This window comes from Luteimonas deserti (assembly GCF_013425765.1).
In the GTDB taxonomy this organism is placed as follows: domain Bacteria; phylum Pseudomonadota; class Gammaproteobacteria; order Xanthomonadales; family Xanthomonadaceae; genus Luteimonas; species Luteimonas deserti.
On record NZ_JACCJZ010000013.1, the window covers coordinates 81,661 to 94,589 of the forward strand.

Consider the following 12,929-nt stretch of genomic DNA (forward strand, 5'->3'; position numbering starts at 1 on the left):
TATTTTCAACTTGAGCGAGCCATCTCCCCTTGCCGCCGGCGGCCGCTCAGGCCTGCCGACATCTGCAGCCGATCGCAAGCTCCTGCTGGTACTCGGTATGCATCGCAGCGGCACGTCCGCGCTGACCGGCCTGCTGCAGAAGCTGGGTGCCGAGCTGGGGGAAGAACTCCTTCCGGCGACCCGCGACAATCCCAAGGGTTACTTCGAGAATGCCGAGGTTGTCCTCGCGCACGAGGCGGTGCTGACTGCACTCGGGCGCAGTTGGCAGGACCCGCGGGCGCTGCCCGAAGCCTGGCGGGACACCGCTGCAGCCGATGACGCACATGCAGCGCTAACGCGGCTTCTGGACACCATGGTGGTGTCCGCGGGCCTGGTCGCAGTGAAGGACCCGCGCGCAAGCCGCCTGGTGCTGCTGTGGAGTGACGTCAGCCGGGCTGCGCGCGTCGACCTCGGAGCCGCGCTGATGGTGCGGCATCCCGATGAGGTGGCCGGTTCCCTGCGTACACGAGATGGCCTTTCGCGCGCGCGGGCGCATCTTCTGTGGATGGTTTACCTCCTCGAAGCAGAACGGGGGACACGGGAAGTAGCGCGCGCGTTCGTGTCTTACGAATCGCTGCTGGCTGACTGGCGCGGCACGCTGGATCGGATGCGAGACGCGGGGCTGGCGGACATCGTGCCGGAGCCGACGCCCGAGGCGGCCAGCGAGATCGACGTGTTCCTCGACGCATCTCTGCGCCGTCACAAGGCGTCCGAGGAGCCGTGCGGATCATCCCCTTTCGAATCACTGGCTCTGGAGCTCTACGGAGTCGCGCTGCGTGCATCGGCAGACGCGAGTGGCGTCGAGCAGCAGTTCGACGACGTGGCGCGTCGTCTTTTACCGCTGGCCGCGCGTTACCTAGAAGCGCCTTTACAGCTGGAGCAGGAGCTCGATCGGCAACGGCTCGAGCAGGCCCAGGCTAGCGCCACCTTGAAGCTCGCCGCCCTGCGCGAGCTATGGCGCCCGCCGTTTCTCGGCCCGTCCCCGGGCCCGGCGCGGCTCTACTATCGTGGCGAGAACGTCGGTTTCACCGAGATGCACGCAGTTTCGGGGCAGCCTCAGGTCTCGGGGCTGCGAAGTGCCGTAACGTTCGAGATCCCGGCAGACGAGAGGATTGACGCATTCCGATTCGATCCAGACAGCGCCCCAGGCGTGTATGCGATCGAATCCGTCGCCATCAGTGGGGAGCGGGTGCAGTCGCTGGTCGACCGTATCCAAGGGGTCAATGAGCACCGGGTGCCCAATACCCGTGAGAGCGACGTCGTGCGGTTTGCGGCGCTTGGTGAAGACCCGCATTTCGTATTCGACGCCCGCGGCCTGGCAGCTGTCGAAGCTGGTGGAGTACTGCGCGTCGAGGTGCTCTTCCGCTGTGAGACCGTGATGTCCGAGGTGGGTGGCTACCTCGAGGAGTACCGGACGTCGCTGACGGCACATGGTCGGGATCTCGAAACTTGGCAGGCCGAGATCGGTGATGGTGTCCGCGCATTGCGTGAGCAGCGGATGCGGATCGACAGTGTGGCCGATGCCGTGCCAGGGCTGGCTGATCGGCAACTGCAGCTCGGCGCGACCCTGGAGGCCCTTGCAGGAACTGTAGCGAGCGTGGGCACGTCGCACGGGGGCGAGCTGGAGGCCGCACGCGCGCAATTGAGCGGCATTGCCTCTGAACTGGTCGAGATTCGCGGGCAGCAGGCATTGATAATGGAGTGGATGCGGCGTCGTTCGCCGCGCTATTGGTGGACCCGGCTGAAAGCGGCTCTGCTGCGATAGGCGGCGAGATGTCGACCGCCTTTTTTGGTTCGCGCCCGTCTTGCTGAGAGTTTGATCAGCGGAGCCCCGTGTGCATTGTTGGGTCCCAGTTCGGGGCCGAAGGAGCAGAGAATGGCTGCATTGTTGAAGACACGTACTGCAACGGTCGCGACACTCGTCGTGTTGGTCATCGGTTGTGGGCAGAAGGACGTTGACGGGCAGCACGCAGCGGAGTCCCCGGAGTCCCTGCCCAGAGTGACGCTCGAGCGGGTGGGGGAAGCGTCGGCTCCGGTGGCCGAGGGTGGCGACTGCAGTCTGGATACGATCAATGGCCAGCCTGTAGCGGCGGTCACGTTGGGCGCTGGCGACGAAGCGCTGTTCGTCGGCTGGGTCGGTGACCCGCAGGGGCAGGTGCCCTCGGACGCCCGGTTGATTCTGACCGGAGACGGTGGAATGTATGCAGCGCCGGTCCGGACCGGGCGGGATCGACCCGACGTGGTCGATGCGTTGAACAAGCCGGGACTCGCGCAATCCGGTTTCGGTGTAGCCACGACGCTGGCTGTCGAGCCCGGTACCTACCGTGTCGCGATCGCGATGGACAGCTCCGATGCAGTGCAGTGTCAGTTCGACGTGAGTCTGACGCTGGCGGCGCAATGAGGCTCGGGCTAAGGGGTCCGCAGCCCGCTGCCAAGACCCTTCCTCACGGCTTGATCTCTGACCAGGTGTGACCGCGACAACCGTCCACCGTTCCACCGTGTGCCCACCCGCAACACCTGGGGCCGAGTTGATCCAGATGCACTACACCGCCGCTTTGCACGCCCGAACAGGCCTCGATTTCCGATGAACAACCGACTGATTCCCCTTCACCAGCTTGCGAAACTCGACCTTGAGGACGGGACGTCGTGCTGGCGCGCGATCGGCAGCGATCCCTACTTCGAAGTGGAGCTTCCCACGGGGGTGCTGCAAGGGGGCTGGTACGTTGTCGACGTCGAGTTCGAGGTGCTCCGCGGGCGCATACACGCGCCTGTGCTGTATCCGGACTACGGCAGAGGGACCGTCGTCGAAAGCGACAGCGTGGCGATCCCGCTTCACAATGCGAGAGGCGGACGCCACCGCATACAGCGGCTGGTTCGATTCATTGCCGATGTCACCGCCCTGCGATTCGACCCCACACTCCTTCCTGCAGAGTTCCGGGTGCTCAGCTTCTCCCTCGTTCGCGCTGGGAAAGCCCAGGCGGCGTGGTTGATGCTCGATACGCTGTGGCAGACCGGCACGCCCGCCGAGCGCTTTCGCCTTCTCGGAACCACAGCTCGGGATCTGCTCGGCGGTCCTAGGCAGATGGCCGAGCGTCTGTACACCGCTTACGCGGCAGATGCCACGACGCATGACCTGTCCGATTACGACGTCTGGCTGGATTTCTACGACGACTGTTCGTCCGAAGGCATCGCGCTCGCGCTCGCGTCTATGCCGCCGCTTTCGAGTTCACCCCGGTTCTCGATTCTGCTTCCGGCCTACAACACCGACCCGCGCTGGCTGCAAGCCTGTGTAGAGAGCGTGCTAGCGCAGACCTATCAGAACTGGGAGCTGTGCATCGCCGATGATGCTTCCCCTTCGCCGGCCGTCTGGGAGCTCATCCAATCGCTCGTCGCACGGGATTCCCGCATCAAGGCGATCCGGCGTGATCAGAACGGTCACATTGCGGCAGCATCGAACAGCGCGCTTGGCCTCGCGACCGGCGACTATGTCGCCTTGCTCGACCATGATGATGCGCTGCATCCGCTGGCTCTCCAATGGTGCGCGGTGGAGCTGGAGCGTCACCCTCGCTGGCGCATGCTGTTCACCGATGAGGACAAGATCGACGAGAGCGGACGGCGAAGCGACCCGTATTTCAAGTCGGACTGGAATCCGGATCTGTTCCTTTCACAGAACTGCGTCTGTCATCTCGGCGTGTACGAGCATGCGTTGATCAGGGAGATCGGCGGTTTCCGCACTGGATTCGATGGCGCCCAGGACTGGGATCTCGCTCTGCGCGCAACGGAGCTGCTCGAGGCCGATCAGGTCGGACACATTCCCAAAGTCCTGTATCACTGGCGGATGATCCAGGGATCGACTGCGCTCGCGCCGGGTGAGAAGAGCTACGCGCACCTTGCTGCCATGCGGGCGATCCAGGACCACTTCGATCGCACCGCAACACCCGCACGTGTAGTCGAGATGTCAGGCTACAGCGGTTACTACCGCATCGCCCACGCCATCCCGGTCCCCGAACCGCACGTGAGCCTGCTCATTCCAACCCGCGATCGTGTCGACCTTCTGAGCCAGTGTGTCGACTCGATTCTTGAGCGCACGTCGTACGGCAATTACGAGGTTGTCATTCTGGACAACGGCTCGGTCGAAGAGGCTACCCTGCGTTACTTCGAATCTGTCAGCAGGCTGCCCAATGTGCGCGTGCTCGCGTTCGATGCGCCCTTCAATTATTCGAAGATCAATAACTTCGGGGCAGCCAACACCCGAGGTGAGATCATCGGGCTCCTGAACAATGACATCGAAGTGATCAGCAGCGACTGGCTCACGGAGATGGTCGGACATGCGGGCCGACCCGAGATCGGTGTGGTCGGTGCGATGCTTTATTACCCCCACGACACGATCCAGCACGCTGGGGTCATTCTCGGGATCGGCGGGGTGGCCGGACACTGCTATGTCGGGATGCCGCGTGGATATCCGGGCGACAAGCATCGGGCGGGGCTTGCCCAGAACCTGAGTGCGGTCACCGCGGCATGCGCCCTGGTGCGGCGCGACGTGTTCGAGCAGGTCGGCGGACTGGACGAGTCGCTTGTGGTCGCCTTCAACGATGTGGATTTCTGCATCCGTGTTCGGGAAGCCGGCTATCGCAACCTGTGGACGCCGTTTGCCGAGATGTATCACCACGAGTCGGCGTCCCGCGGTTACGAGAATACTCCCGAGAAAATCGCGCGCTTCAAACGCGAAGAAAGCTTCATGAAAAACCGCTGGGGAGCACTCCTGGAACAGGATCCCTACTACAACATCAATTTCAGCCTGGTAGACGCCCCGTTCACTCTGGCCTATCCGCCGCGCTCGCTGTGATGATCACAGGTGGCGAGCCGGCAGTGGCTCGCTGCGATCCCGCCTGAGTAGTGCCTCGTCGCGCGTAGGCAGGCCGGGGTGAGTGCACCCCCTCGGGAGCCTCCCCCGCTGGGTGTTCCGATGTCAGCGGCGCAGTGGGCTCGGCGCGGTCACCGCGCGTCTCCTCACGACCCGGTTCAGCGTTGCCCGGGGCGTATTGGCGATGTCGTAGCTGACGAATGCCAGCAGGAACTGGATCCCGGTGATCAGTGCGACGATCGAGAGCATGATTGTGCCGACCGGTGTGGCGCTCCCGGCCAGACTCGATTGGTACCAGTGGTAGCCCCCGAACAGCGCGCCGAATGTCAGCAGCCCGAGGCCTCCGACAAGTTCGATCGATGCGATCGACATGTCGCGCAAAAAATAGCTGTACACGATGCGCTTCGTGCCGTTCCGGAAATGCTTGAGCGCGAACTCGCCAATGACCTTGGAGACTTTGAGGTGGCTCGTTTCATCCCCGTAGTGGGCGTTCATCGGGATGTCTTTGACAGTCGCCCGCAGGGTGTTGAGACGGAACAGCACATCCGTTTCGAAGAAGTAGCGTTTGCTGATCGAATCGAACGGCAAGTAGCTGGCAATACTGGCATGGATCGCCGTGTATCCGTTGGTCGGGTCGAAAACGTCCCAATAGCCCGAGGATGCTTTCGCCATGAACGAAAGTCCGAGATTCCCGATCCTCCGGATCAGCGGCATCTGCCGGATCTGGCCAAGCTCCCAGAACCGGTTGCCTTTCGTGTAGTCGGCCTGGCCGCTCAGGATCGGGGCGACGAAGTGTGGCAGCAGCTCCGGGTCCATCTGGCCGTCGCCATCGATCTTCACCAGGATGTCGTAACCCGCAGCGATCGCGGCTGCATAGCCGGTCATCACGGCCCCGCCAACACCCTGGTTCTGCGCATGACGCAGAATCGTCACCCTCGGATCGCGGCATTGAGCGGCAATGAAATCGCCGCTGTTGTCAGGACAGGCATCATCCACGCAGAAGACGGCCGACACCTCGACGCCCACCCGGGCGATCACGTGCAGGATGTGTTGCGTGACCCGGTAACAGGGTATGACCACTGCAATCCGCTGGCCTACCGCGTCGTCTTGGGATGAAGGGTTCATGTCAGTTGGCCAGGGCAAAAAGGGAGACGCAGTCGCGTCGGCCGTCGGGAAACACCAGCGCGGTATCGACCGTCTGGCCCTGGAGCACGACGAGGCACAGCATGGGGTTCTCGTCGGGGCCGATGGTCACTTCGGCTTCGATCACGAAGCCGGATTGCGCGAGATCCTGGGAGACGCTGGCGGCCACGTCGGCCCGAGGCTGTCCTCGGATCACGAGATTCTCGATGCGGGCATTCGACCAGAGTCCAACGGCGGTACCTGACTCGAGCGGAGTGCGCGACCAGCCGACGATCTCGAGGTGGGTGCCGTCGGAGATGGTGGCCGAGTCGATATGTCCGAACGCGGCGTCTGCGGCGGCTTCCGGACGTTCCGCAAGCTGTTCGATCCGCACCGCGTTCGGCCGGACCGATGCCTCACCGTCAACCATCACATGCCAGGGAACGCTCAGCGAATCGGGCGACAACAGGGAGGGCTCAGGCGCCTCATTGACGATGACGTGCGCGTAGCGGTTGAAGACCTCGTTGAAGCGCGCCTCCTCCATACCGGGGAAGTGCCGGCGAAAGAACTCGAGCTGAGGGGTATACAACACATGGTTGATGCTGGGCACGCCGGCGCCCGGGATCAGGGCGCCGTAATGCCCCAGCGCCACGATTGCCCCGTTTCTGTCGGTGCGCGCCCCTTCCGTTTCGAGTGTGGCGCGTACGGCGTCACGATCGACCTCGAAAATCGCATGCGCACGCTGCACTGGGTTGAACGCGCCAAACATCGCGACGTTCGCCGCGGCCGCAACCCAGATCGTGAGTACCGTTCGCGCAGGAGCGGTTCGGAGCAGCGCCAGGCCCACGAGCAGGGCTATGGTCGCGAGAGGAAATACCGCGTCGAGATAGCTGAAGGTGCCCGCGAAGTCCGTCCCGCTCCAGGACGTCTTGACCCAGAGCGCGGTCCCGACCAGCGCCATGGTGGCGAACGCGCGAGAAACTGATACACGGATGCCCGCGATCGCGATGTAGGCGGCCGCAAGGATATTGAGCACGAGCCCGAACCCCACCAAGGCACGCGCAGGCGGCACCAGATAAAGACCGGAGATGCGAGCCAGGATCGGATGCACCGAAAGGAACATCCACGCCATGAACAGCGCAAGGATGGCGCAGAGAAAGATCAGCGTAGGCCGGTTGCGCGCGAGCCACGCGGTGAACGTCCGGTGATCGGCGAGTGCGGCGGCATAGACGGGCAGCAAAGTCGAAAGGACGGCGATCTCGCACGCATTTGTTCCCTTGATGCGCGCAAGCGGCTCGAAACCATGGATCAGTGCAGTGGGGCTGAGCTGCGCAAGCAGGCGCTCCAGACCGACACTGCCGCTGACCGCGACCCGGCGTCCGGGATAGACGGTCTGCTGCAAGATGTCGATGAGTTCATGGAAATAGCCGATGAACAATGCAATCGCGATACTGCCGGCAATGGTGGCGTCGTAGAGGCTCCGCAGGCTGATGACCTCGCGTCGGAACGCGATGATCAACGCGCCGATTGCAAGAGCGATGGAGTAGAGAAACGGTGGGTACGCACAGGCGAGCATCCATGCCGTGATCGCATAGGCGGTGAGTGCGATACGGAGCAGGCGGTGCCCTGTATACATCCATGCAAGCGCCACCCATGGCGCCAGCGAGAACGCCCCGGCGTTGGTCGTCCACCAGACCTGGACATATTGGGAGAAGTAGAGCGATACGGCCACCGGCACCGCGATCCAGACCGACAGGCCGAGCTTGCGTACGAACAGCGCCCAACCTGCCAGGAACGCAGTGGACATGAAGAAAAAATAGAAGGAATACCCGTAGGCGGGAGGAGCGACAAAGAAACCCCAGTGGTACGGCTTGAACAGCAAGGCCCAATCCAGCAACGGTAGCGCCTGGAAGGTCCGGAGATCTTCCTGGTAGGGCGACAGGGCGTTGATGCGTTGGAAGCCGTTCTCCACAGCAATCTGCATATACGGTGTGTAGACCATCCATTCGTCGGACCGGATGCCGCGGGGCGACCCCAGCCAGGTTCCCGTTACAGGCTGGCCCAACCTTTCCAGGCCCAACGCATACGACGACGGCGACAGTGCGAGTCCGACATAGACAGCGCAGGCCAGCAACAGCAGGACGATCCAGCTCCAATCCCATTGCAGCCCGGGCCTGAGCCCGTACATGGGATCCGAGGGAGAGCGGAGCCATGAGGGCGTGCGCTGGATTTCGGTCTTCACGAATGAACCTTTAGGAGCTTTGCTCGGAACGTGTTGGCGGGGGACAATCGACACCCCGCCAAGCGCCCCGCTGGCGCAGACTTGACGGCATGCGGAGCGCCATGTCACGAACTGGAACGGTAATGACCCCTGCGACGATCGCAATGATTCTGGTGACCCTCACCATGCTCGCGTGTGGGCAGGTGCTCTTCAAACTCGCGTCGGCGACGATCGCATTCTCGCGTCCCGAAACCTTCCTGTCATGGACCTTGTTCTTGGCACTGGCCATTTACGGGCTCGCCACTGTGCTCTGGCTCGCGGTGCTTGCGAGGGTGCCGCTGTCGCAGGCGTTTCCCTTCTACGGCCTGTCGTTTCTTCTGGTGCCGATTTTCGCGTGGATCTTTCTCGGCGAATCGATTCCACTCCGGGTGTGGGTGGGGGGGGGCGTCATCGCGGTCGGCATCGTGATCGCCTCCTGGGAGCGCTAAACCGCGTCGTTCAGCCGCACAGGCCGAAGAAGCGGTGCTCGCGGGGTCCTCTGCTCCGCCGCACGCCGCACCTGTCGGCTCATTGGTGGACGCCAGGTCATCCGAGGCTGGCCTCCAACTCTGGCAGGATCTTGAACAGGTCACCGACCAGGCCGATGTCCGCAATCTCGAAAATCGCCGAGTCGGGATCCTTGTTGATCGCGACGATCGTGCCAGCATCCTTGATGCCGGTCAGGTGCTGGATCGCGCCCGAGATGCCGATGGCGATGTAAAGCTCGGGCGCGATGATCTTGCCGGTCTGGCCAACCTGCATTTCGTTCGGCACGTAACCTGCGTCGACGGCGGCGCGGGAGGCACCGACTGCTGCACCAAGCTTGTCGGCGAAGTCGAAGATGATCTTGAAGTTCTCTTCCGAGCCGACGCCACGGCCGCCGGACACCACGCGCCTCGCGCTCTGCAGGTCGGGTCGGTCCGTGCTGCCGGCGGCCAGACCGATGAAGCGGGTATGGGTCGGCAGGTCCGCATCGATGCTGGTCGCTTCGACGGCAGCGTCGCCACCGCGCGGGGCTTCCTGCCATGAGGCCGTGCGTATCGTCGCAACGACCGGCTGATCGGCCGGCGCCTCGACGGTCACGATCGCGTTGCCGGCATAGATCGGCCGCTTGAACACGTGCGCGCTCTCGACCGTCATCAGGTCGGAGATCTGGTTCACGCCCAGCAGCGCGGCGACCACCGGCATGAGGTCCTTGCCGAAGGTCGTCGATGGCGCGAACACATGGGTATAACCGGCTGCGAGCTTCGCAACCTGCGGGCCCAGCACCTGGGCGAGCGCCTGCGCATTGACGGAGTTGGCAACGGCCAGCACTTTCGCCACACCGGCGATGCTGGCGGCCTCGGCAGCTGCGGCGGCCGGATCGGCCGCAAACACCGCGACATCGATCGTCTCCGGCGACAGCGCCTGCGCCGCGGCTACCGTCTTCGCGGTCGCGCTGGCATTCAGGCTGCCGTCACGGTGTTCGGCAATGACGAGGACGTTGGACATGAAGGGTTTCCTTGTATGGTCGTTCCCGCAACAAGCGGGCGACCGGGTGTCTTGAGTGACGCAGCGAGCGTGCTCGTTCTCTGTTGCCAAGGGCACAGCGTCAGAGCAAGCCCTTCGCCTTCAGTGCGGCGACGAGTTCGGCGGCATCCTTCACCATGACGCCCTTGGTACGCCCGGCGGGCGCTTCGAAGTGCGCGGTCCTGAGCGTATCCGCCGATTCGACGCCGAGATCCGCGAACGGGATCGACTCCATGGGCTTGGATTTCGCCTTCATGATGTCCGGCAGTTTGATAAAACGTGGCTCGTTGAGGCGCAAGTCGGTCGTGATCACCGCTGGCAGATCGACCTCGAGAGTCTCCAGGCCGGCGTCCACCTCTCGCGTCACCGTCGCCTTTCCGTCTGCGACCTCGACCTTCGAGGCGAACGTGGCTTGCGGGCGGGCCCACAGGGTGGCCAGCATCTGACCGGTCTGATTGGCATCATCGTCGATCGCTTGTTTTCCGAGGATCACGATGTCCGGCTGCTCCTTCTCGACGAGCTTGAGCAAAGTACGCGCCGCCGTCAGCGGCTGGATTGCCTGGTCGCAAACCACGTGGATCGCCCGGTTGGCGCCCATTGCGAGGCCGTTGCGCAGGTGGGCCTGGGCATCGGCGGGCGCGATCGTAGCCACGACAACTTCGGTGACGACACCCTTGTCGCGCAGGCGCAGCGCTTCCTCCAGGGCGATCTCATCAAACGGGTTTGCGGACAGCTTGACGCCATCTGTGACCACGCCGGAGCCGTCGGGTTTGACCTGGATGCGGACGTTGTAGTCCACCACGCGCTTGTAGGCGACGAGTACTTTCATTCGCTATCGGTTCCCTTGGCGAACTCGGCGTGGACTGCAAGCCGGTTCTTCTGTTGGAGCCTCGATTCTAGCGGCAGCCGGCCGTCCGCGCGACTTCGCGAGGACGGGCGACCGGTAATCGAGCGGGCCGGCCGCCTGCGAGCCGGTACACTCAGCTTCTGTTCATGACTCAATCACATGCGGACCCGAATTCCGGAGCAGCTTTATGAACGATCATGACGTGTGCCCCGCCTGTCTCAATCCGCTCGTCGCCGGATTGCGCGATTGGCATCTCCAGTGCACGAATTGCACCTACGAAGGGAGCTCGCTTCGGGTGGAGATCGATGTGGCCGGTAGCGTGGAGATTCTGGATGAGCAGCTCCGTGAAGAAGGATTGAGCCATCTGAGACGGAGCAATTTCCAGATGTTGATCGCACGTCTTCCAATCGATGATCGTGCGGGTCGGTCCCGGCCGAGGAAACTGCTGGACGTCGGATGTGCACATGGCTGGTTCCTGCAGCTGGCGGGATCGGAGTACGAGGTGCTCGGAATAGAGCCGGACAGTCGAAGCGCGGCTTTGGCCGCGTCTCACGGTCTTCCCGTACGCCAGGGTTTCTTTCCGCACGCGCTGGAATCCGCGGAAAGTTTCGATGTGATCGTGTTCAACGATGTGATCGAGCACATACCTGACATAGGCTCAGCATTGACTGCCTGCATCCGCCACCTTGCGCCAGGCGGGAGGGTTATCCTCAATGCGCCGGCCCGGACCGGGATCCTCTACCGAGTATCACGATTCCTGGCTCGCAGCGGATTTCCTGCCAGCTTCGAACGGATGTGGCAGAAAGGATTTCCGTCCCCGCATGTCCATTATCTCGACGAGGCCAGTGTCCGGACAATCGCCGCTCGCTCCGGTCTTCGCCTAGTGGATAGCTATACGCTTCCAACATTGAGCACTCATGGGCTCTACGCGCGGATTCGCTACGACCGGAGTGTGTCCAGGCTGAAGGCTGCAACGATCACGGGCGCGATGGTGATACTGGCCCCCTTCTTGAGGTTCCTGCCGGCCGACATAAAAGTATGGACCTTGAAAGCGTCGTGATTCGGCGGACTGGTTTCGCGGCCCGAGTCTGACCACGTTCATCTGGATGCAGCGAAGTACGCGCCGACATTGTAATCTTCCCGGCCTTGCGCCGAGCCGATCTCCGTGGATCTGCGGCGCTCCTGAGGAGAGAAGCTGTGCCCACATGGCTCGTGACCGGCGGTGCCGGTTTCATCGGCGGTAATTTCGTGCTCGAGGCCGTGCGCCAGGGCGTGCGCATCGTCAATCTCGACGCGCTGACCTATGCGGGCAATCTGCAGACGCTGGCATCGGTCGAAGATTCGCCGAATCACACCTTCGTGCACGGCGACATCGGCGACCGTGCGCTCGTGACTCGGCTGCTGGCCGAGCACCAGCCCGACGCGGTGCTGAACTTCGCCGCGGAGAGCCACGTGGATCGCTCGATCGACGGCCCGGGGGCTTTCATCCAGACCAATGTCGTCGGCACCCTGGCCCTGCTCGAGGCGGTGCGGGACTTCTGGAAGGCGCTGCCTGACGATCGTCGCGAGGCCTTCCGCTTCCTGCACGTGTCGACCGATGAGGTCTACGGAACACTTGGCGAAACCGGCAAGTTCTCGGAAACGACGCCTTATGCGCCGAACTCCCCGTACTCGGCGTCGAAGGCCGCATCCGACCATCTGGTACGCGCGTTCCATCACACCTACGGGCTCCCGGTGCTGACCACCAACTGCTCGAACAACTACGGTCCTTATCACTTCCCCGAGAAGCTCATTCCGCTGGTGATCGCCAAGGCGCTGGCGGGCGAGCCGCTGCCGGTGTACGGCGACGGCAAGCAGGTCCGGGACTGGCTGTTCGTCACCGACCACTGCGCCGCGATCCGCACGGTGCTCGAAAAGGGCCGTGTCGGGGAGACGTACAACGTGGGTGGCGACTCCGAACGCCAGAACATCGAGGTGGTGGAGACGATCTGTCGTCTTCTCGACGCGCGTCGTCCGCGCGAGGACGGCCAGCCGCGTGCCAGCCAGATCACGTACGTCACCGATCGTCCCGGTCACGACCGCCGTTACGCGATCGACGCCTCCAAGCTGCAGAATGAACTCGGCTGGAGGCCGGAGCACACGTTCGAGACCGGTATGGAAGTGACCGTGGACTGGTATCTCGATAACCAGGACTGGGTCCACCGCATCCTCGACGGCAGCTACCGGCTCGAACGTATCGGCACCGTCGCCTGACTCCCACCCAGCGGGCCGCGCGACGAGTCGCAGGC

At 63.3% G+C, this 12,929-nt stretch carries 10 protein-coding genes; 6 read left to right on the forward strand and 4 right to left on the reverse strand.

Features of this window, described 5'->3' with window-relative positions:
• Positions 1–10: 10 nt before the first annotated feature.
• The 3 genes from H0E82_RS05725 (at position 11) to H0E82_RS05735 (ending at position 4,885) form a co-directional block, all read left to right on the forward strand.
• Positions 11–1,804, forward strand: a complete 1,794-nt coding sequence (locus tag H0E82_RS05725) for a hypothetical protein (RefSeq protein ID WP_180544487.1) — start codon at positions 11–13, stop codon at positions 1,802–1,804.
• Between the two features lie 111 nt (positions 1,805–1,915).
• Positions 1,916–2,440, forward strand: coding sequence for a hypothetical protein (locus tag H0E82_RS05730; RefSeq protein ID WP_180544488.1), 525 nt, complete (start codon positions 1,916–1,918; stop codon positions 2,438–2,440).
• Positions 2,441–2,623: 183 nt separating this feature from the next.
• Positions 2,624–4,885: a glycosyltransferase family 2 protein gene (locus H0E82_RS05735; RefSeq protein WP_180544489.1), complete on the forward strand. Its 2,262-nt coding sequence runs from the start codon at positions 2,624–2,626 to the stop codon at positions 4,883–4,885.
• A gap of 123 nt (positions 4,886–5,008) precedes the next feature.
• Here the strand turns inward: H0E82_RS05735 and H0E82_RS05740 are convergent, their stop codons facing one another.
• Positions 5,009–6,028, reverse strand: coding sequence for a glycosyltransferase family 2 protein (locus H0E82_RS05740; protein ID WP_180544490.1), 1,020 nt, complete (start codon positions 6,026–6,028; stop codon positions 5,009–5,011).
• Between the two features lies 1 nt (position 6,029).
• A complete protein-coding gene (locus H0E82_RS05745) occupies positions 6,030–8,267 on the reverse strand; it encodes a DUF7657 domain-containing protein (protein ID WP_180544491.1) in 2,238 nt (745 codons plus the stop codon).
• Between the two features lie 122 nt (positions 8,268–8,389).
• Here H0E82_RS05745 and H0E82_RS05750 point away from each other — a divergent pair, with 122 nt between their 5' ends.
• The gene (locus H0E82_RS05750) at positions 8,390–8,734 is read left to right on the forward strand and encodes an EamA family transporter (protein ID WP_180544492.1); all 345 of its coding nucleotides are present in this window, start codon (positions 8,390–8,392) and stop codon (positions 8,732–8,734) included.
• A 97-nt stretch (positions 8,735–8,831) separates the two neighbouring features.
• Here the strand turns inward: H0E82_RS05750 and H0E82_RS05755 are convergent, their stop codons facing one another.
• The gene (locus H0E82_RS05755) at positions 8,832–9,776 is read right to left on the reverse strand and encodes an electron transfer flavoprotein subunit alpha/FixB family protein (RefSeq protein WP_180544493.1); all 945 of its coding nucleotides are present in this window, start codon (positions 9,774–9,776) and stop codon (positions 8,832–8,834) included.
• Between the two features lie 100 nt (positions 9,777–9,876).
• Positions 9,877–10,623 (reverse strand): electron transfer flavoprotein subunit beta/FixA family protein, encoded by a 747-nt coding sequence (locus H0E82_RS05760; RefSeq protein WP_180544494.1) that lies wholly within the window; start codon positions 10,621–10,623, stop codon positions 9,877–9,879.
• A 205-nt stretch (positions 10,624–10,828) separates the two neighbouring features.
• Here H0E82_RS05760 and H0E82_RS05765 point away from each other — a divergent pair, with 205 nt between their 5' ends.
• Entirely contained in the window at positions 10,829–11,701 is an 873-nt protein-coding gene (locus H0E82_RS05765) for a class I SAM-dependent methyltransferase (protein ID WP_180544495.1), read from the forward strand.
• Positions 11,702–11,838: 137 nt separating this feature from the next.
• Positions 11,839–12,894, forward strand: a complete 1,056-nt coding sequence (gene rfbB / locus H0E82_RS05770; RefSeq protein WP_180544496.1) for a dTDP-glucose 4,6-dehydratase — start codon at positions 11,839–11,841, stop codon at positions 12,892–12,894.
• The last annotated feature ends 35 nt before the right edge of the window (positions 12,895–12,929 follow it).